The sequence below is a fragment of the Buttiauxella warmboldiae genome (genome assembly GCF_003818135.1).
GTDB lineage: Bacteria > Pseudomonadota > Gammaproteobacteria > Enterobacterales > Enterobacteriaceae > Buttiauxella > Buttiauxella warmboldiae.
The window spans coordinates 1-19,026 of sequence record NZ_RPOH01000021.1; the positions used below are offsets into that span (position 1 = coordinate 1).

The following is a 19,026-nucleotide window of genomic DNA, read 5'->3' on the forward strand; positions in this document are numbered from 1 at the left end:
AAAAACGGAAAATTGCCGTCCGATAGAAGCTACCGTTAAAGCCTATCGTTTGTACCTTGAGCAATGTCCAACCGGGTCAGACGAAAAACCAGTCTTGGGTTTAACACGCGCATGGACATTATTGCGGTTTATCGACTGTGGCATCATAAAGCATACCGAATGCTGTGTTTGTGGTGGTGGGTTTGTTGTCACCTCAGAATATTCTAAAAATAAATTTACCTGTAGCCTGTGTAGTCCTCCTTCACGTGCGATAAAAATGTGTGAATTACCTGACGCATCTTTTGACGATTTTGCTAACACAGCGGTTGGCTGAGCATTCTATAAATCTTGCTTGAACCTAGTGTCGTTAATATGTGATACGGACTTTTTGTGTGCCAAATTTATCTTTATAAAAAACACTAATCTGGTCTTGATATTGAATTATTTAAGGAGTACAGGTGCTGGTATTAATTGGTTATCTCGTGGTTTTTTCAACGGTGTTTGGCGGCTTCATGATTGCCGGCGGGCAGCTAGGCGCACTGTATCAGCCTACTGAACTATTAATTATCGGTGGGGCCGGTTTAGGCGCTTTTATCGTGGGTAATAATGGGAAGTCTATTAAAGCCACTGTGCGCGCATTACCGCATTTATTTCACGGTTCGCTCTACACCAAAGCTATTTATATGGATCTGATGGCAATGATGTTCCTGCTGCTAACCAAGGCTCGAAAGGGCGGGATGATGCAGCTGGAGAGTGATATTGAAGATCCAAAAAGCAGTCCTATTTTTTCGACCTATCCCAGGTTGCTGGCTGATGCATCATTGATGAATTTTGTCATTGATTATCTGAGGCTTATGATTAGCGGCAGCATGAATACCTTTGAAATTGAAGCCCTGATGGATGAGGAGATAGAGACCTGCGAACACGAGCATGAGGTCCCGGCGAGTAGCCTTAACTCCGTCGGTGATGCCTTCCCTGCTTTTGGAATTGTCGCAGCAGTTATGGGGGTCGTTAACGCCTTAGCATCTGCCGACCGTCCTGCAGCTGAAATGGGTGAGCTGATCGCCCATGCGTTGGTAGGCACTTTCTTAGGTATTCTACTTGCTTATGGTTTCTTTTTACCCTTAGCAACCTTGCTTCGTCAAAAAAGCGCTGAACAAATCAAGATGCTTCAGTGTATTAAGATTACTTTGCTTTCCAGTATGAATGGTTATGCCCCCCAAATTGCCGTTGAGTTTGGTCGTAAAACCTTATTTTCCAGCGAAAGACCAACGTTTGTAGAGCTTGAAGATCATGTCCGTGAGGCTAAATCCTCTGCTAGTTCGGAAAGCGCTGCATCATGAGTAAGAGTTCAGATCAGATAATTATCGTTCGCAAGCGTAAAAAACATAAACACGCCCATCACGGGGGATCGTGGAAAATCGCCTATGCGGATTTTATGACCGCCATGATGGCCTTTTTTCTTGTGATGTGGTTGCTATCAACATCATCGCCACTACAGCGAGAACAAATAGCAGATTATTTCAAAATGCCGCTGAAAGTTGCTTTGTCTTCGGGCGATAAATCTAGCTTGAGCAGTAGCCTTATCCCTGGTGGCGGGGACGATTTAATGAAGCAGAGCGGTGAAGTTTTCAAACAAAAACTGGTTCAGCGCGATAAAAATAAGAGCGTCCACAATTTACAGCATGCGCATGAAATGGTGGATACGTTGATCCATAAAGATCCGCGGCTCAGTAATTTTCAATCCAATCTTCGCCTTTCTTTAACCGAAGATGGGCTTCTGATCCAGATTGTGGATACCCAGGAGCGCCCGATGTTTAAAGTCGGCAGCAAAACTCCGGAACCCTATATGCATGGAATTCTACAGGCATTAGTACCGGCGCTTAATAATCTTCCTAACCATATAAATATTACCGGACATACGGATTCGTTGCCGTATGTCAATGGTGACGCAGGATATGGTAACTGGGAATTATCGTCAGACCGGGCCAACGCCTCACGACAAATGCTAGTCGCCTCTGGGTTAGACGATAATAAATTTCTGCGCGTGATTGGTACTGCCGACAAAATGTCTTTTGAAAATATTCAACCGAACGATCCGGTTAATCGGCGTATTAGCATACTTGTACTTAGCATGAAAAAAGAAAAGTCTATCCGGGATGAGGACACGGTCTTACAAAATATCTCAGATAGTCAGAGCAGCGAGAAAATTAAAGCTGAACTGGAAAAGATGTCGGGTGGTAACGAAATCATCTCTGCGCCACCTGCTAATAATTTACATAATTCCTTACAGGGGAAAGGTGAGCAAGATGGACATCAGTGATTTTTACCAAACATTCTTTGATGAAGCTGATGAGCTCCTGGCTGATATGGAAGGACACCTGCTGGAACTTGATTCCACATCACCCGATATTGAGATGCTGAACGCAATTTTCCGTGCGGCACACTCTATAAAAGGGGGGGCAGGAACCTTCGGTTTTACAATTCTGCAAGAAACCACCCATATTATGGAAAACTTATTGGATGACGCACGGCGTGGGCAGCTACAGCTGAATAGTGACATCGTAAATTTGTTTCTGGAGAGCAAAGATATTATGCAAGATCAGCTTAATGCGTATAAATCCTCGCAGGAGCCGGACCAGGACAGTTTCCGCTACATTTGTGAAGCACTACGCCAGATAGCACAGCAAGATAAACAACCGAGCGCGCCGGCAGCACCCGTAGTGATTGAGCAGCCTGAAGCGCCTGAAGCAGGCGATCCTGCTAATGTGATGACGATTGCTCTTAGCGCCGTTTCAGATTCGGATAAGGCGGTCTTGCTGGAAGAGTTAGCTAATTTGGGTGATGTACTCGAGCAGAGCCAGCAGGCTGATTTATTGCAGGTTAAACTCCGCACGGCAGTACCGGCAGACGATATTCTGGCCGTATTGTGTTTTGTGCTGGAGCCGGAACAAGTCGTTATTACTCCAGACGTTGCTAAAACAGATGACGCGCCGGAAACGGCTCCGGCCGCTGAACAAGCTAAGCCTGAGTTAAAGGCAACTCCTCCGGTGAAACAAAAAGCTGCCCCGCGCGTGCAATCGGCGGAGTCAAGCAGCCTGAGGGTTGCGGTGGAGAAAGTTGATCAGATTATCAACCAGGTCGGTGAGCTTATTATCACTCAGGCGATGCTATCACAACTTTCGGCCGGGCTGGATCCGGCACAGCATGCATCATTGATCAGTAGTATCGGGCAGATGGAACGAAACGCACGCGACCTGCAGGAGTCGGTGATGTCTATCCGCATGATGCCAATGGAGTATGTTTTCAGCCGCTTCCCGCGTTTAGTACACGATCTGGGTAATAAGTTAAATAAAGATATTGAGCTAACGCTTAAAGGCGGTTCTGCCGAACTGGATAAGAGCCTGATCGAACGTATTATCGATCCGTTAACGCATCTGGTACGTAATAGCCTCGATCATGGTATCGAATCAATAGAAACCCGTCTGGCCAAAGGGAAACCGGCTAAAGGTAATTTGACTCTCTCTGCTGAGCACCACGGCGGCAGTATTGTTATTGATGTTATTGATGACGGTGCAGGCTTAAACCGCGAGAAGATCCTCGCCCGCGCCCATTCCCAGGGCCTTGCCGTAAATGATAACTGGAGTGATAAAGAGATCTGGATGCTGATCTTTGCTGCAGGATTCTCTACTGCGGAAAAAATCACCGATGTTTCTGGACGCGGCGTTGGCATGGACGTGGTGCGTCGTAATATTCTGGCGATGGGTGGCCATGTAGAAATTTATTCTGAGCAGGATAAAGGCACCACCATCCGTATTATTCTGCCGCTGACCCTGGCAATCCTTGATGGAATGTCGGTACGAGTCGGGAAAGAAATTTATGTTTTACCTCTCGGTACGGTTATGGAGTCGTTAAAACCGTCGGAAGATGCGCTGTATCGTATGACCGGTGACGAACAGATGCTGTTAGTCCGGGGAGAATATCTACCCCTGGTGGAATTACAGCAGGTCTTTAGTATCGAGAGTGATGTTAAACAGGCCAGAGATGGTATTGCCGTTATCCTTGAAAGCGCCGGGTGTCGTTATGCATTATTAGTTGATCAGCTTATTGGTCAGCATCAGGTGGTGGTGAAAAACCTTGAGCTTAACTATAGAAAAATACCTGGTATTTCTGCAGCAACCATTTTAGGCGATGGCAGCGTTGCATTAATTTTGGACGTTGTGGCTCTGATTTCATTGAGCAAAAACAAAAAGCTTTCGTTAAATAATAATCAACCTTTACCGACCGTGTGAGGCAATCAAATGCATTTTTCGGGCACAGAAAAAAAGAATGGTGAATCTAATGGCGATCAAGAATATTTGGTCTTCACATTGGGTAATGAAGAGTATGGAATTGACATTCTTAAAGTTCAGGAGATCCGTGGTTACGATCGTGTAACGCGTATAGCTAATTCACCGGAGTTTATTTCAGGAGTCACTAATCTTCGTGGGATAATTGTACCGATTATTGATCTACGGATTAAGTTTCAACTGGATTCAGCGGATATTAATGATAATACAGTCACGATTGTTTTAAATCTCTGCGATCGTATCGTGGGCATTGTGGTCGATGGTGTTTCCGATGTGATGGCATTGCGGGCCGATCAGATTAAACCCGCGCCAGATTTTACTGCCACATTATCCACTAAGTATTTGCTTGGCTTAGGTGCGCTCGATAACCGCATGTTGATCCTCGTTGATATTGAAAAACTGCTTAACAGCGATGAAATGGAAATTGTTGAGAGAGTGGCTGAAACTGCCAGTTTGTAATTAATCTGATGTATTAGTCGTGGCTTAAATTCATATCCTTCCTTAAAAGATTGAGGGTTGCCCTATTTTAATAGGGGGCTGAGACCTTATATAAAATACAAGGTAACTCTCATGTTCCATAGAGAAGATCCTGGCGGCTGGTTTAAAAGTCTTTCAACCAGCCGACATCCCGCCGTTCTTAGCTTGATTCTGGAGTATCCGGGCTATCCGCACGGTTTATTTTGGAGGGAGTTTTTAACTTTTGCTGAAGCTGGACACGGATAGCCCTGGCCGCTATCCGCTGCGGGCGACCTGCCAATAATCGGCTATCCGAAGATTTGAGGCTCGGTGAGAGTTAAATGCAAACATCCATTAACGCACTCGATTATATTTTTCCCGGGCGGTTCTCTCGAGGGCAAAAATGATAAGCTGAAGTTGACGTTCCTGGGAAGGCGTCACCCCCAGGAAACGGAAACCCAGGCGTGGTACTGCGACAGTTTCATTTTTTCTGTTAATAATTTTTCGTTCGGAAATCGTGACCAGCTGCATATTGAGACAGAGTTTGCCGAAGCTTGCAAAATCCAGCTCCACTTGTTCAAAGCATTGCCCTTCCTGTAGCGCTGTGGGCAGCTCTTTGTCCAGCAATGCGCCGACTCCTCCGAGTGATATATCGCGTAAAGGGAATATAAAGGGTATGCCGTCATCAAACTTAGTGCTGCCATGAAAAGTTGCCTGCAAGGGGGCTTCAATGCGGAAATATTCGCGACGTTGTATAAAACGTAATGATGATGGCAGTGATGAACTAAATGCAGGGAGATTAAGGTAATGAGTTACCTGTAATTGAGGTAAGCTAAACTCGATTTTGGCTCCATGATTTTCAGCAGAGATTTTAATTTTGGACGCATGCTGGAGAGCTTCGTTATCTGCTGCATGGCTACTAAAATCAATAATCAGGCTACCATCGGTTACCTTGAGGATTTTGCTAATACACTGCTTGCCGGGCCAGCTAATACTTATTGGCGCATCTCTTTTTTGTAGTTCACGTAATACGTTAATAATTTCTAATGGGTTATCTTTCAGAAATTGATCATTGTTAATACTCACTTTCGTAAATCCTTGCAATGCTCATGTGGTTATTGTTTTGCATACGTTATCTACATGCAACTGAATTGTAAATATATGCACCAGGGCGATTGTTAGCTAATTATAAATGTCAATAATACTTATTATGTATGAGTGTTAGTATCTAATCCGGTTTCCAGACGATTTTTCGTGGAGCGGAAGTGTCAGGCATAACCACTAATTTTTGCAATGATGATAGTTATGCCGTGATAAACGAATGCTAATGCACGCTGATTACTTTTTTTGATAGTTAAAATTATATGGCCTGGCTTGCCATTTTTAATCCGGCATTTTTATTTAGCTCAATCAAACCAATGGAGTTAATGAAAGGCATTGATCGAACCTAAAGAATAAACCGCATTACACTTTTTGCTGCGGTTCAAGGTTGACATTTCTGTTTTTAAGTCGGCAAGACGGTTTTTTATCTTTTGTTCAATTTTAGTTTCATTTTCAATCAGGTTATTAAACATGATTCTAAAATCAGAATGTTCATCTGCCTGCACGCTTGAATCATGAGTGCTGATAACCTCGTGCAGTTTAATGACATAGATCTCAGCAAGCGCAATGAATTCTTTCCATTTTCCCTGTTGAGCCATTTCGAGCAGGTTGAAATTTAACTGATACATTTCATTATAGACTTCTGATACGGCATTAGCCATTATTCACCAACCTTTTCTTTGGCTCAATTTCCTTCCAGGTAATGGAAAGGTTTGTCAATATTTCACTGACGCTATTTAACTGCTCAGGAGAATTTTTACGGTTTGCCTCCAGCAGCGTTCGTGACATATATTCGTATAATCTGTCGAGATCGCCTGCAATATGCTGTCCTTTCTCATGATCCAGGCTCGTGCGTAAGCCGTTATCAATAATATTGATAGCTTTCGAGATCATCTCTCCGCGCTTAGCGATATTCCCCATTTCAAAATAAATTTTCGCCCGTAGTACCGCGTTATTGGCTCCATCATATAGCATGGAAATTAATTCATGGGGTGAGGCGCCCGCTAGTTGGCTTTCCAGATCAACCTGAGCGTAAGCTTTACTTACCGATTTAGAATACATGCCGCTCCCGGATAAATAAGCAGGAAAAAACCTTCTCCTGCTGGGTCATAAATGAATGGTGATGATTACAGTTTCGCTAACATGCCGGTCATCTGGCTGCTCAGGCTGTTCATTTTGGACATGGTGTTGTCCAGCGCTTCGAACTGCACCCGATAACGCTCAACCTGTGCATCGATCAGCTTTTGCGTTTTATCCAGCTGGGTTTGCATAATTTTAACCTGCTCATCCAGGCCATCCGTGGATGATTTAATGATCCCAGTGGTTTTAGTCGCAGAATCCCCGACATACTTGGTCACAATCTTATCCAGGGTTGTTGCCAGCCCTTCCTGAGCGCCATGCCCCTTAAATAAATTGGCGATAGCATCCGGGTTATCCGCAATGGCCGAATCAAGCTCAGTATCATTTAGCTTCATTTGCCCGGTGGCAGCATCAATCTTAATACCCAGATCGGCCAGAGCGTTAATATCTGCATTGTCTTCGCCATAAATACCATTCACCGCAGAACGTATTTCACCCACCAGTCCACGAAGGGTAGAGTCCCCCATCAGCGCACCATTCTGACTGTTTTTTGATGCGACATCTTCCTCAGCTAATCCGGAAGTATCATTCCTGACGTATTTACTGGCAGAGGCGGTCACGGTAAGCAATGAGTTATATTTTTGAACGAAATCCTTAACGCTGCTTTTAATCGCGGTATTGTCATGGGTCAGCGTCAGCTGCTCAGGCGCCGTAGTTTCTGATTTATCTTTCAGATCCAGGGTGACGTCCGCGATGATGTCCGTAATGTTGTTGGTTGAACGGATATAATTAATGCCGTCAATAGTTAACCTGGCATCCTGGGCCTCAGAAACCTGGGTCATGCCATCTGCGTTACTGCCGGAGCTGGTATTGCTCTTTCCGCCGTGTGTGGTGTTGAGCATCGTGGCAAGCTGTGTATCGCCTGAAACCTCGACCTTCATTTCACCATCTTTACCCGTTTCTTTAGAGTTCAGCAGTAATTGATAGCCCTGTTCGACACGTACAACCGATGCGCTGCATTCGCCATCCTGTTTATTAATGGCTTTAGCAATCTGGTCGAGGGAAGTTTCGTCATCCTTCAATTCAACTTTGGTCTGCTTCCCGCTGCCGTTTGTGATAGTGATGGTACGAGTGCTTCCATTTTGCACGCCCAGCTGATCTGTCGATTTGGCCACCACGCTGCTGCTGAGCTTATGGCTCACCGCCAGCTGCTCAACATGCACGGCATGGGTATCCGCAAAGGCCCCCGTTCCTGCTTTGGCGGTAAATGCTTTATTGGTACTCACTGACAGGGCGTTAAAGGCATCCTTAGAGAGGCTTTTGACACCGCCCTGAAACGCCGACATCGCACTCGATATTTGTCCCCAGGCAGAAATCTTCGATTTGTAGCCGTTCTGCATAAGACTGTAAGGCCTCAAGCGCAGTTGCTCCGAAGACTGGAGCTTTTCAAGCATTCCTGCCGTATCCATTTGGGAGCCGATACCCAATGATGAGATAGAAGCCATTAAACTCTCCTTTGAAGATATATTATTTTAAGTGCACTTCATTATTAGATATCGGTTGGCGATTTTTAAAGTTTAATTTTTTTATCATTCAGGCGGCAACTTGAATCGGCATTAAAAGCACTTTTATCTTCTTCTCTCTACATCGAATTAACGGGTTATGGATTTTCAAGGAATATTTTTGTGCTAATGACGCAATAAGCGCACATTAATAACGGCATTTCACCCGGTTCCGGGTAATGTAAAATATTCCGTAAATGCAACATTTTACTGCGATGTTTAACATCTGTGTCTGGGTTACAGTGATAAATAAACACCGCCGGGTTCTTTAGCCACACGGCCATGATTGCATCATTAAATGCGGCTGCTGATGCCATCGGTGAAATACTTTTTCGGTGCCTATCCGCTGATGATGATTTCCTGCCAGCGTTATCCTGGGAATACTGAAAATCATCATCAAGCACAGCAAAATACGCTCTGGGTAAAAATGCACCACCGCTTGGCTTATTGATTAAAAATAGACATTTTTTGCATCGACTGAAACACCATCATCGAAGAGTTCAGGGCAAAATCAGACATTTTTGACTGGCTGAGCATCTTAATAAACGAGGTGTAATCGGAACCGACCGTTTCCTGCAATCGGGTTTCTACATTCATTTCCTGGTTGGCAGAGGTCAGCGCCAGAGCATCAATTTGCTGAAGGCTGGTCCCCACCTGGGCCTGAACCCTTCCCAGGTTATCGATGCCTTGTTTAATCGATACGTTCGCGCTATCAAGAGTTGTCTGCAGTGCCTGGCGGGCTTTGTCGTCGCCATCCGCAATCGGAACCTTCAGTGCGGCAATGGCGGAATCCAGCGCCGCAAACAAATCGTGTGGCGTTCCGCTCATAAAGACATCGCTACCAATATGTCCTACCTGCATTTCCGTGCTGTCTGCCACGTGCTGTGTGATCGGCGTATCGCCTCCCAGATAGGCGCCTGTTTTACTAAAAGGAACCTTATCTGTTTCATAACCGGCGAAAATATAGCAGCCATCGCTATTTTTTGTGTTCGCCAAATCCAGCATGCTATCGTGAATTCCCTGTAATTCCGTTGCCAGCGCCTGGCGGTCGGCATTGGAGCTGGTTCCATTACCCGCGGCAACAATTTTTGTACTCAGGCTGGTGGTTAAAATATTGCTTAATGAATTGAGGGTATTGTCTTCGAAATTCAGCGCATCCTGCGCATTCTGGCGTGCGGAATCATATTGATCCATGGTGGCTAAAGCATTCTGATAAAGCACGGCCTGTGCAGCACCGGAAGGATCATCAGAGGGCGTGAGTAATTTCTGGCCTGCAGATAAACGCGAGCCAATATCATTGCTGGTATTCATCGCCTTAGACAGGCTATCGATATTGTGCTGGTACATATAGTGGGTACTAAGGCGCATAACAAATCTCCTTAAAGTGGCGCTTGATCTCGCCGGCGTAAAAATAGAATTAACGAATATTCAATAGCGCATCAAAGAGGGTATTGGCCGTTTGTAATACTTGTGCATTTGCCTGATAAAACTGGGTATACATCTGCAAATTGATGCTTTCTTCATTGATATCGACGCCAATAATGCCTTGCTGCTGCTGCACGAGAGACTCACATGCTTTTGCGGATGTCGATAAATCTTCCTTTAATGCGGTCATCGAGGAACCGACAGAGCTGACCAGGCTTGAGTAAGCTTCAATAAGCGTCCCATTGCCGATAAGCCTGGTGTTCTTGATGGCAAGCATATCCTTGATATTTTCGTTATTGCTTTGACCACCTGTTTGACCTGCCGCCGCAATCTGCTCACCGGAGGTGATCTTCATGCTGAGCTTCCCTGCGGCGCCCGAGACGGGGTTCATCGTAAAGTTATCACCCACCTGCGGCGTACCCTGAGGTTTTACAGACAGCCCATCAAATTCCAGCTCGCCATTTACGCCAACCGTGGGGGTAATGGCTTTGCCATCTTTGGTCTGCACATCCCAATCGGTTTTACCGGGGCCTTTAAATGTCAGAGTGTAATTCTCAGACTGTGCTTTGCTGGCATCTGTAAAGGTAACGTTTAATGCCCCATTGCCCGTATTTTCACGATTGGCTAACGCAACAGGGTCGGCAATATTGAAAATCTTCTCGCCAGCCTGCCCTTTAGGATCGAGACCTGCGGCATTCACTTCATTGAATTTATTGGCCATCTGCAAGGCCAGCTGATTTAACTGGTTACGGGCATCGGTGAGATCTTCATTACGAAACTTAAATAACCCCCCCAGGGCTCCATTGGTCATTCGGGTCTCATCAAACGGCATTTTATTGCCGGAGGCGTCAACATATGAAACGACCGTCTTAGAGGGGTCCTGTGCAGAAGGGGAGGCGTCAAGCAGATAGGAGCGATTGCCGTTAACGAGCGGCATACCGTTAGATAATGTAATATCAACCCGGCCATTGTCGGTATTTTCGTTAACTTTAATTCCCACCTTTTCACTAAGGCGGCTGAGTAATTGATCGCGTTGATCAAGCAGGTCCGCTGGTAAATCTCCCGTGCGGCCATGAATTTTACCAATTTCATCATTCAGCTTTGCCAGCTGTTTAGCATCAGCATTGATATCAGCAACATTTTGTGTAATCAGGGTATTGGTGCTTTTTTCCAGCCCATCAAGCGTATTGCTGTTGGCATTAAAGTGGTAAACCGTTGCCTGAAACTGCGCAAATGCTCCCTGACGTGCAGCGGGATCTGCGGGTTTGCTGCTAACCATTTCTAATGCTTTAAAAACGCTATTGAGGGATACAGAAATATTATTACTGTCGTCACCCAGCATATTATCTATCTGACTGAATTGCTCATAGCGACTGCTCTGGCCCATATTTTCTGTCGTCGCACTGCGCAGTTGGGTATTGACAAACCCATCGTAAGCACGCTGCACGCCATCAACTTCAGCGCCATAGCCGAAATAACCAGTGTTGGTGGTTTTACCTCCACTTTCTCCCAGAATGATATTTTCCCGGCTATAGCCTGGCGTCATCGCATTGTTTAAATTATTGCCAATGACATTCATTGCAGCCTGTGCCGAACTAAGCCCACTCTGAGCCAGATACATAAGATTCATGGTTCACCAATGTTGGATTATTAACGAAATGTGTTCGCGTATTTCCCCGAGTTCGTCATGAAAATCCGCCCTCTGGATAATTTATCGGTATTTTTCAAATAAACTAAAATACTAATGATTAAAAAATTGAGGACAGATCCGTTTTACAGGAGTCCAGCCCGTGGCTGATATTTAATTTTACTTTATGCATAATATTGATCAGCTTTTGCGCATAATCGGGGTCGGTTGCATACCCGGCAGACTGTAGGGCCTGAGCGGCCTTTTCCGGCGAACCGGATCGTGCAACGTTATGGTAAAGAGGGTTATGCGTCAGCAGGGCGATATAATCATCCAGCGCCGAAGAATATGACGGGTAAACCTTAAATGCCGCTTTAACTTTTTGTAGCGTACCGTTGATCAGCTCAGTGGTGGTGATTTCTGTTGATTCACCTTTCCAGGCCGGGGTGGCCTTCACACCAAACAGATTATGGCTTTTCTTACCCTCAGCCGTGGTAATTTCTCTGTTACCCCACCCTGATTCCAGCGCCGCCTGCGCAATAATTAACAGGTGTGGGATACCACTCTTTTTAGCCGTCGCTAGCGCGGGCTCCAGCATCTTCGAAATAAAGTGCGTATTTTTTTCCATACTCCGGATGCTGGTCGTGACGGTTTGTTGATTAAGCCCGATATCCATTTTTTGAGAGAGGCTGGAAAGTTTCGCTTTTGTTGCCGCAAAAGCAGTTTGGTTGAGTACATAGGGGGCTGGAGCTGCACCTCGCGTCGGTTGGGATGTGGGCGCTTCTCCTCCCATTTGCTTGATCATCAGATCGGCAAATCCCATTTTACTCTGGGCGGCAATATCCTGAGAAACCTGCTGGTCATACATGGCGGTAAACATATCCGACTGGTCACTATTGAATAAGCCATCCTTAAAAGATGCCTCACGCATGCTTTTCAGCATCATCTGGATAAAGATGCCCTCCATCTGTTTGGCGGCCGCTTTTAATCCTTCCCCGGAATGGTTTTTGACCTCGCGCTTTAGCCCATCAAGGCCGCGAATATCAAATGCGGCACCAGAAACAAGCGATAAATTGGCCATCAGTTAGTCTCCAGCCTGGCTCGTAGACAACCGGCGCTTTTCATCGATTGTAATATTGACATCAAATCATTAGGGGTCGCCCCCAGCCCATTTAATGCCCGAACGACATGATTAAGATCGGTACTGGTATTGACCTTCTGCAATGAACCATTTTGCTCACGCAGCGAAACCTGGGTGCCCGGGGTCACCACCGTCTGACCGCCGCCAAAGGGAGTATCAGGCTGGCTTACCTCATTAGACTGGGAGACTTCTACCGTCAAATCTCCCTGGGCTACGGCACAAGAGTCCAGCACCACGTGACGGTTAATGACCACCGAGCCGGTCCGTGAGTTGACAATCACTTTCGCATCCATAATTCCAATATGAATGGGGATATTCTGGACATCCGCCAGGAAGCGGACCTTGGCTGAAGTTTCAACGGGCGCAAAAAGCTTGATCGTGCGTGAATCTTCGGCCACTGCGGTGTTACCGCCAAAGTGACGGTTAATTTCATCACTGATCTGCTGTGCGACACTAAAGTCATCTTCATTCAGCTCAAGATGCAGGATATTGTCCTGAGAGAAGCCGGTGGGAACGCTACGTTCGACAGTGGCCCCACCGCTGATACGCGCACCATTTAATTGATTCGACTGCACCCGGCTGCCGCCACTTTGAGCGCCGGCGCCCGATACCAGCAGATTACCCTGAGCCAGAGCATAAATTTGATTATCCACACCTTTAAGCGGCGTCATTAATAGGGTTCCGCCGCGCAGGCTTTTGGCATTTCCAAGAGAAGAGACCACCACATCAATGTGTTCGCCCGGCCGTGCAAAAGGGGGTAATTCCGTGGTCACCATGACAGCAGCCACGTTTTTAAGCTGCATATTGGTGCCGGCAGGGACGGTGATCCCCAGTTGCGACAGCATATTGCTGAGGCTCTGAGTGGTAAAAGGCGTCTGCATTGTCTGATCGCCGGTACCGTCCAGGCCCACCACCAGTCCATATCCCATCAGGGAATTGCTACGGATCCCCTGAATAGAGGTCAGATCCCGAATGCGTTCAGCCCGTGCATGTTGTGGCGCCATGAAGATCAGGCTACCGAGCACGCTCAGAGACAATGTGAGAAGTAAATTTTTCATGCGCTGTCACGTTAGCCATTAGTAAGGAGAAAGATTAAGGAACAGACGTTGTAACCAACCCATCTGCTGCGCTTCGTTGATATAGCCATTACCCACATACTCAATGCGCGCATCCGCCACCTGTGTGGATATCACGTTATTAGCGCTGCTGATGGTTCTTGGATTCACGATGCCTGAAAAACGAATAAACTCAGTGCCTTGATTGATGGCGATTTGTTTTTCACCGACCACCCTAAGATTCCCGTTTTCCAGTAATTGCTGAACGGTGACGGTGATGGTCCCGCTGAAGGTATTGTTCGCCGCGGCGCCGCCTTTGCCGGAAAAGTTATTTTTTCCGCTGATATCGGTGTTTACGCGATCGCCTCCCAGCAGCCCCTCCAGCATACCCGGCACCGCCGTGATGGAAAGACCCGTAGATCCACCACGATTAGCGCTGGCTGAAGAGCTTTTACTGGCACTGACATTTTCCTGCAGAATAATGGTCAGGGTATCGCCGATATTTCTTGGCCTGCGGTCTTCAAACATTGGCTGATAACCATAATTCATCGTCTGCCCGGACTGGAAAACCGAACCATTCACCTGAGGAGGCGTGGGGGGGGCGGGGGAGGCCGTCGTCGCGCCCTGAACTAATGGCTCGTGGGGAAGGTAGGCACACCCGGTTAATAAAAAGAGTAATACAGCCGTGGCTATTGAAAACCTTACGCGGCGGCTATCTTGCAAGAAAGTCCCATCATCCGGGGAATAAGGCTGGTTTTTCATTTTATCACTACGCTTTAAACAGCCGCAAAACGACGCCCGTCTGCAGGACGGGAGCGGCGTTAATAGGTGCATGAGATTAGAGTTGCGCCAGGCGTTGCAGCATCTGATCGGATGTTGATACGGCTTTGCTGTTGATTTCATAGGCTCGCTGAGTCTGGATCATATTGACCAGCTCTTCTGCCACATTCACGTTAGAGGTTTCGACATAGCCTTGTTTTAGCGTGCCGCCGCCGTTCAAACCGGGTGTGGTTTCATTGGGGGCACCAGATGCCTGGGTTTCGCGGTAAAGGTTTTCACCAAGGCTTTCCAGACCCGAATCATTAATAAACGTACTTAACGTCAGCTGCCCTACCTGCTGCGGCGCAGTCTGTCCGGGGATAGTTACGCTGACAATGCCGTCATTACCAACGGTGAGCGAGTCTGCTCCCTGAGGGATAGTGATAGCGGGCTGCACCTGATAACCACTGGAGGTGACCAGTTGACCATTCTGATCGAACTGGAAAGAGCCATCACGGGTGTAAGCCGTGGTGCCATCAGGCAAAATAACCTGAAAGAATCCATGACCTTCAATGGCTAAATCTTTGCTGTTATTGGTTTGAGTCAGGCTGCCCTGGCTATGCAAACGTTCTGTGGCAACGGGACGTACACCGGTACCCAACTGCAGGCCTGAAGGGATGGTTGTCTGCTCAGAAGACTGGGCGCCGGGTTGACGCAGAGTCTGATAGAGGAGATCTTCAAACACCGCACGCTGGCGTTTGAAACCGTTGGTGCTGACGTTTGCCAGGTTATTGGAAATAACGTCCATGTTAGTTTGCTGGGCTTCAAGGCCGGTTTTGGCAATCCATAAAGAACGGATCATGTTGAAATTCCTCTTTACTGGGTTTAACTCATGCTCAGAAGCTGGTTAGCTTTTTTATCATTGTCATCCACCGTAGTGATGACCTTCATATTCATATCAAAACCGCGAGCAGAGGCGATCATATCCACCATTGATGTCGCCGGATTGACGTTGCTACTTTCGAGTGCGCCCGGAATGAGCTGTAAAGACGGGTCTGCAGATAACTGTGCTGAACCGGCATTGAGAGAATCTGGTGCAATATGAAAGAGCCCATCATCTCCGCGCGTCAGATCCTGGAGTTTGGCGTTAACCATCTTTAACTTTCCAATCGGTGACAGCGCCTTAGGTTGATCGCCCGCGCCCCGGGCCGTGATAGTGCCATCAGGTGCTATGGTCAATTCAGCCTGCGGTGGAGCATTAATTTGCCCGCCATCGCCCATTACCGGTAGCCCACGGACGCTTAGCAGCCCTTCGCTGTTCACTTCAATATTGCCCGCACGGGTGTAAGCTTCTGAACCGTCCGGGAGGGCAACCGCCAACCAGCCATTCTGCGGGAGTGCAACGTCCAGGTTGCGCCCCGTCTGGTTGATAATTCCCATTGAATCATCGTGATAAGGCGTTGATGCTGTCACCAGGGTACGGGTTTCGACAGAGGGCCCCTGCACGGGTATGGCTCGAAAAGCCGCAAGCTGCGCACGAAAACCCGCAGTCGACGCATTTGCCAGGTTATTGGAGGTGATAGCCTGACGATCCAGGGCGGCATTTGCTGCGCCCATTGCGGTATATATTGCGTGATCCATATCAGCCGCCGTTAACCAAGGTTAGCCAGCGTCTGCAGCAGCTCAGACTGCGTTTTGATGCTTTGTGAGTTGGACTGGTAGGTGCGTTGAAAGACGATCATATTGACCATCTCTTTGCTTAAATCCACATTCGAGGATTCCAGACGGTTCCCCAGTAAATTACCCAGGTTGCCTGTCCCGGCGATACCCGTTGCGGGTTGTCCGGATGCCGGCGTTTCTGACCAGCAGTTATCCCCTTTTGATTTCAGACCACCAGGGTTGGTGAAGCCCGACAATACCACTTGCCCCAGCAGCTGCGTCTGACCATTGCTATAGTTCGCAACGACCTGGCCGTTGTCACCTACCACGTAACCGTTAAGTAAACCCGGCGCGTAACCCGTTGTGGTTGGGCTGCCCATATCCGTATCCGACGCCTGCTGAGTCATGCCATCCATACTCAGGTCGAAATTTAGCGCGGCGCCCCCGTTATAGGTATCCCCCTGGATATTCAGTTTTGCCGGGTTGGTCGTCAGCTGTCCTGAGGTATCAAAGGACAATGTGGTTTGCTGGTAAACGGGTTTTGCCCCGTTCATCTTCGGCGATGTCGCATTACTGGAATATGCCTGCCAGGTATTGTCCGCCGTTTTGACGTAATAAACGTTGATGGTATGTTTATTACCCAGGCTATCGTATGCGTCCATCTGAGTTACAGAGTTGTAGCTTTTACTGTTCGCAGGATCGAAAGGATAGGTCTGCTGATTAACGATAGACGATCCAGAATCGAGATTACCTTTCAGCGTACCGGCATCAGAAGCACGTGCCTGCATCTGGTCCGTAGGTATTTTAATCCGGTCAATAGCCGCACCCGGTTGAATGGCTGGTGGCATACCGGTTGCCTGATAACCCGTCAGAAACATGCCCTGGTTATTGACGATATAACCGTTTTCATCCTGTTTAAACTGACCGTTACGGCTGTAAAAAATCCCTCCCGCGGCGTTCGCCAGACGGAAAAAGCCGTTCCCTTGAATACCCATATCCAGAGAGCTGTTGCCCATGCCTAACACGCCATCGCTGAAGTTCTGGTTTACTGCAGAAACCTGAACCCCCATACCAATCTGTGAACCTGCGAAGACGTCAGCAAAAGCTGCCGAGCCGGATTTGAAACCCACCGTTTGGGAGTTTGCAATATTATTGCCGACCACATCGAGGGCCTGCGATGAAGCATTTAACCCGCTGAGACCTTGTGAAAAACTCATTGTTATTCTTCCAGAACGTTAAATAAATTAAAAATTCAGGCCCGCTTATTCGATCAAATAAACTTTGCCAATAGGTACGCTGCCGTTTAATCCCAACTGCAACTTAGCGCCGCCATTGGTGAATGAAACGCTGTCCACTTTCCCTTTTTTAAGGGAGGTAATATTGGGTGTGCTACCGTCTTCATTTGCTGCCGAGAAAGCCACTTTGAATACGCTGCTGGCATCAAGTGAAGGAGCCGAAGGTGTAAAGTTGACCAAATCATCAAAGGTGTATTTATTGACCCCGGCTTTGGCATGTTTTATGTCTGCGGTATAAGCATTGCCTGACCGATCGGTCAGCGTTACCGCCACCTTGCTGGCGTCGCTATCAAGGTTAAATGCGAAGTCTTTATTTCCACCCTGGGCGCCAGAGATAACGGAATCACCTTCAATAAACACGCTGCTCCCAATCCACTGCGAGGCGTTCATCTGCTGCATACTGTTTACCATCACCCCCACGCCTTCTAGCGTGGTATTCAGCTTCTCCACCCCCGCTGCCGTATTGAATTGCGCGAGCTGTGAAGTCAGCTGATTGTTATCCATCGGGTTGATCGGATCCTGATTCTTCATCTGCGCCACTAACAGCGTCATAAAACTTTGCGTCAAATCAGCTGCACTGTTCCCCTGATTTGTTGCGGGTTGAGTGCTGGCATTACTCTTGTTCATTACTGGAGACACAGCCATTGATTCGCCCTTTATTGACCCAGAGTGAGTGTTTTCAACATCAGCGCTTTTGCCGTGCTCATGACCTCAACGTTCGCCTGATAGCTGCGAGAAGCAGAAATGGTGTTAACCATCTCATTGACGACATTGACATTGGGCATCCTGATATATCCTTTCGCATCAGCCAGTGGATTGGACGGGTCATACACCATTCGGTCTGGTTCATTGGTTTGCACCACATCGCTTACTCGCACCCCACCAATATCTTGTCCTGCTGCGCCATCGACCTGAAAAATAACCTGCCGGGCGCGGTAAGGTTGCCCATCGGGGCCGGCAATGCTGTCAGCATTCGCCATATTACTGGCGCTGACATTAAGGCGCTTCGACTGGGCCGCCATCGCTGAGCCCGAAATATCAAAAATACTCATCATAGACATAGACAATCGTTAACCCTGGCCAATGACACTCATCATGTTTTTAATTTGGGAGCCTAATACGGTTAAGCTGGTTTGATACTTCATGTTGTTATCAGCAAAACTGACACGCTCGCGATCCATATCAACGGTATTGCCGTCAGCCGTGGGCTGATCGGGAATGCGATAAAGCAGCTGACCGTTATCAATGACCGTGGCGCCCGCGGCAATATGGGATGTGGATGTCAATGATAAAGACAGGGGAGTTGTCGCCTGGATATTATGATTCATTGCGTTCTTTAACTGCGTTGAAAAATCAATATCCCGCGCCAGATAGCCTGGCGTATCCGCGTTAGCAATATTTGAGGCTAATATGTTCTGTCGCTGAGTCAGTAAACTCAGCGCATCCTGCTGGAAACGAAGCGCATTATCGAGTTTATCAAACATGAAGTCATCACCCTCTGGCTTATGAAAATTAACGGGTGCATTCTATGGTTGAAT

General features: G+C 47.3%; 21 protein-coding genes. 6 read left to right on the forward strand and 15 right to left on the reverse strand.

What is annotated here, in order from left to right; all coding sequences use genetic code 11:
- From EHN07_RS06095 to cheW, 5 genes are all read left to right on the forward strand, one after another.
- The coding region (locus tag EHN07_RS06095) for a FlhC family transcriptional regulator (protein ID WP_244202366.1) at positions 1-313 on the forward strand (313 nt) is incomplete at its 5' end.
- A 124-nt stretch (positions 314-437) separates the two neighbouring features.
- Positions 438-1,322, forward strand: coding sequence for a flagellar motor stator protein MotA (gene motA, locus EHN07_RS06100; protein ID WP_124023292.1), 885 nt, complete (start codon positions 438-440; stop codon positions 1,320-1,322).
- Positions 1,319-2,302 (forward strand): flagellar motor protein MotB, encoded by a 984-nt coding sequence (gene motB / locus EHN07_RS06105; RefSeq protein WP_124023293.1) that lies wholly within the window; start codon positions 1,319-1,321, stop codon positions 2,300-2,302. Before motA ends, motB begins: the two co-directional genes overlap by 4 nt.
- Entirely contained in the window at positions 2,289-4,271 is a 1,983-nt protein-coding gene (gene cheA, locus EHN07_RS06110) for a chemotaxis protein CheA (protein ID WP_124023294.1), read from the forward strand. Before motB ends, cheA begins: the two co-directional genes overlap by 14 nt.
- A 9-nt stretch (positions 4,272-4,280) precedes the next feature.
- Positions 4,281-4,787 carry a chemotaxis protein CheW gene (cheW, locus tag EHN07_RS06115; RefSeq protein ID WP_124023295.1) on the forward strand — a complete coding sequence of 169 codons (507 nt, stop codon included), beginning with the start codon at positions 4,281-4,283 and terminating at the stop codon, positions 4,785-4,787.
- Between the two features lie 351 nt (positions 4,788-5,138).
- On the opposite strand, the gene EHN07_RS06120 is transcribed toward cheW, so the two are convergent.
- The 4 genes from EHN07_RS06120 to fliD form a co-directional block, all read right to left on the reverse strand.
- Entirely contained in the window at positions 5,139-5,870 is a 732-nt protein-coding gene (locus EHN07_RS06120; protein ID WP_124023296.1) for a flagellar brake protein, read from the reverse strand.
- A 338-nt stretch (positions 5,871-6,208) separates the two neighbouring features.
- Complete coding sequence (locus tag EHN07_RS06125; RefSeq protein ID WP_124023297.1) at positions 6,209-6,547, reverse strand: flagellar protein FliT; 339 nt, start codon at positions 6,545-6,547, stop codon at positions 6,209-6,211.
- Positions 6,540-6,947 carry a flagellar export chaperone FliS gene (fliS, locus tag EHN07_RS06130; protein ID WP_124023298.1) on the reverse strand — a complete coding sequence of 136 codons (408 nt, stop codon included), beginning with the start codon at positions 6,945-6,947 and terminating at the stop codon, positions 6,540-6,542. The genes EHN07_RS06125 and fliS overlap by 8 nt, the downstream gene beginning before the upstream one ends.
- Before the next feature lie 65 nt (positions 6,948-7,012).
- On the reverse strand, positions 7,013-8,470 hold the full coding sequence (gene fliD, locus EHN07_RS06135) for a flagellar filament capping protein FliD (protein ID WP_124023299.1): 1,458 nt from the start codon (positions 8,468-8,470) through the stop codon (positions 7,013-7,015).
- 355 nt (positions 8,471-8,825) lie between these two features.
- Between fliD and EHN07_RS20460 the strand changes: the two genes are divergently transcribed.
- Positions 8,826-8,978, forward strand: a complete 153-nt coding sequence (locus EHN07_RS20460) for a hypothetical protein (protein ID WP_167467293.1) — start codon at positions 8,826-8,828, stop codon at positions 8,976-8,978.
- Here the strand turns inward: EHN07_RS20460 and flgL are convergent.
- The 11 genes from flgL to flgB form a co-directional block, all read right to left on the reverse strand.
- Positions 8,972-9,895 (reverse strand): flagellar hook-associated protein FlgL, encoded by a 924-nt coding sequence (flgL, locus tag EHN07_RS06140; protein ID WP_124023300.1) that lies wholly within the window; start codon positions 9,893-9,895, stop codon positions 8,972-8,974. The genes EHN07_RS20460 and flgL overlap by 7 nt on opposite strands.
- 49 nt (positions 9,896-9,944) lie before the next feature.
- Positions 9,945-11,582, reverse strand: a complete 1,638-nt coding sequence (gene flgK / locus EHN07_RS06145; protein WP_124023301.1) for a flagellar hook-associated protein FlgK — start codon at positions 11,580-11,582, stop codon at positions 9,945-9,947.
- A 118-nt stretch (positions 11,583-11,700) separates the two neighbouring features.
- Entirely contained in the window at positions 11,701-12,660 is a 960-nt protein-coding gene (gene flgJ / locus EHN07_RS06150) for a flagellar assembly peptidoglycan hydrolase FlgJ (RefSeq protein ID WP_124023302.1), read from the reverse strand.
- Positions 12,660-13,778 carry a flagellar basal body P-ring protein FlgI gene (locus EHN07_RS06155; RefSeq protein ID WP_124023303.1) on the reverse strand — a complete coding sequence of 373 codons (1,119 nt, stop codon included), beginning with the start codon at positions 13,776-13,778 and terminating at the stop codon, positions 12,660-12,662. Before EHN07_RS06155 ends, flgJ begins: the two co-directional genes overlap by 1 nt.
- Positions 13,779-13,796: 18 nt before the next feature.
- Positions 13,797-14,537: a flagellar basal body L-ring protein FlgH gene (locus EHN07_RS06160; protein WP_124023304.1), complete on the reverse strand. Its 741-nt coding sequence runs from the start codon at positions 14,535-14,537 to the stop codon at positions 13,797-13,799.
- 76 nt (positions 14,538-14,613) lie between these two features.
- On the reverse strand, positions 14,614-15,396 hold the full coding sequence (gene flgG / locus EHN07_RS06165; RefSeq protein ID WP_124023305.1) for a flagellar basal-body rod protein FlgG: 783 nt from the start codon (positions 15,394-15,396) through the stop codon (positions 14,614-14,616).
- Between the two features lie 23 nt (positions 15,397-15,419).
- The gene (locus EHN07_RS06170) at positions 15,420-16,175 is read right to left on the reverse strand and encodes a flagellar basal body rod protein FlgF (protein ID WP_124023306.1); all 756 of its coding nucleotides are present in this window, start codon (positions 16,173-16,175) and stop codon (positions 15,420-15,422) included.
- An 11-nt stretch (positions 16,176-16,186) separates the two neighbouring features.
- Positions 16,187-17,410 (reverse strand): flagellar hook protein FlgE, encoded by a 1,224-nt coding sequence (flgE, locus tag EHN07_RS06175; protein ID WP_124023307.1) that lies wholly within the window; start codon positions 17,408-17,410, stop codon positions 16,187-16,189.
- A gap of 45 nt (positions 17,411-17,455) precedes the next feature.
- A complete protein-coding gene (locus EHN07_RS06180) occupies positions 17,456-18,133 on the reverse strand; it encodes a flagellar hook assembly protein FlgD (RefSeq protein WP_124023308.1) in 678 nt (225 codons plus the stop codon).
- Between the two features lie 11 nt (positions 18,134-18,144).
- Positions 18,145-18,549, reverse strand: a complete 405-nt coding sequence (gene flgC / locus EHN07_RS06185) for a flagellar basal body rod protein FlgC (RefSeq protein WP_124023428.1) — start codon at positions 18,547-18,549, stop codon at positions 18,145-18,147.
- 9 nt (positions 18,550-18,558) lie between these two features.
- A complete protein-coding gene (gene flgB, locus EHN07_RS06190; protein WP_124023309.1) occupies positions 18,559-18,972 on the reverse strand; it encodes a flagellar basal body rod protein FlgB in 414 nt (137 codons plus the stop codon).
- Positions 18,973-19,026 lie beyond the last annotated feature (54 nt).

Bases quoted from the DNA above. Each gene is read 5' to 3' on its own strand.
- motB (WP_124023293.1), top strand. From the start codon at position 1,319: ATGAGTAAGAGTTCAGATCAGATAATTATCGTTCGCAAGCGTAAAAAA.
- cheA (WP_124023294.1), top strand. From the start codon at position 2,289: ATGGACATCAGTGATTTTTACCAAACATTCTTTGATGAAGCTGATGAG.
- cheW (WP_124023295.1), top strand. From the start codon at position 4,281: ATGCATTTTTCGGGCACAGAAAAAAAGAATGGTGAATCTAATGGCGAT.
- EHN07_RS06125 (WP_124023297.1), bottom strand. From the start codon at position 6,547: ATGGCTAATGCCGTATCAGAAGTCTATAATGAAATGTATCAGTTAAAT.
- fliS (WP_124023298.1), bottom strand. From the start codon at position 6,947: ATGTATTCTAAATCGGTAAGTAAAGCTTACGCTCAGGTTGATCTGGAA.
- fliD (WP_124023299.1), bottom strand. From the start codon at position 8,470: ATGGCTTCTATCTCATCATTGGGTATCGGCTCCCAAATGGATACGGCA.
- EHN07_RS20460 (WP_167467293.1), top strand. From the start codon at position 8,826: ATGCGGCTGCTGATGCCATCGGTGAAATACTTTTTCGGTGCCTATCCG.
- flgL (WP_124023300.1), bottom strand. From the start codon at position 9,895: ATGCGCCTTAGTACCCACTATATGTACCAGCACAATATCGATAGCCTG.
- flgK (WP_124023301.1), bottom strand. From the start codon at position 11,582: ATGAATCTTATGTATCTGGCTCAGAGTGGGCTTAGTTCGGCACAGGCT.
- flgJ (WP_124023302.1), bottom strand. From the start codon at position 12,660: ATGGCCAATTTATCGCTTGTTTCTGGTGCCGCATTTGATATTCGCGGC.
- EHN07_RS06155 (WP_124023303.1), bottom strand. From the start codon at position 13,778: ATGAAAAATTTACTTCTCACATTGTCTCTGAGCGTGCTCGGTAGCCTG.
- EHN07_RS06160 (WP_124023304.1), bottom strand. From the start codon at position 14,537: ATGAAAAACCAGCCTTATTCCCCGGATGATGGGACTTTCTTGCAAGAT.
- flgG (WP_124023305.1), bottom strand. From the start codon at position 15,396: ATGATCCGTTCTTTATGGATTGCCAAAACCGGCCTTGAAGCCCAGCAA.
- EHN07_RS06170 (WP_124023306.1), bottom strand. From the start codon at position 16,175: ATGGATCACGCAATATATACCGCAATGGGCGCAGCAAATGCCGCCCTG.
- flgE (WP_124023307.1), bottom strand. From the start codon at position 17,410: ATGAGTTTTTCACAAGGTCTCAGCGGGTTAAATGCTTCATCGCAGGCC.
- EHN07_RS06180 (WP_124023308.1), bottom strand. From the start codon at position 18,133: ATGGCTGTGTCTCCAGTAATGAACAAGAGTAATGCCAGCACTCAACCC.
- flgC (WP_124023428.1), bottom strand. From the start codon at position 18,549: ATGTCTATGATGAGTATTTTTGATATTTCGGGCTCAGCGATGGCGGCC.
- flgB (WP_124023309.1), bottom strand. From the start codon at position 18,972: ATGTTTGATAAACTCGATAATGCGCTTCGTTTCCAGCAGGATGCGCTG.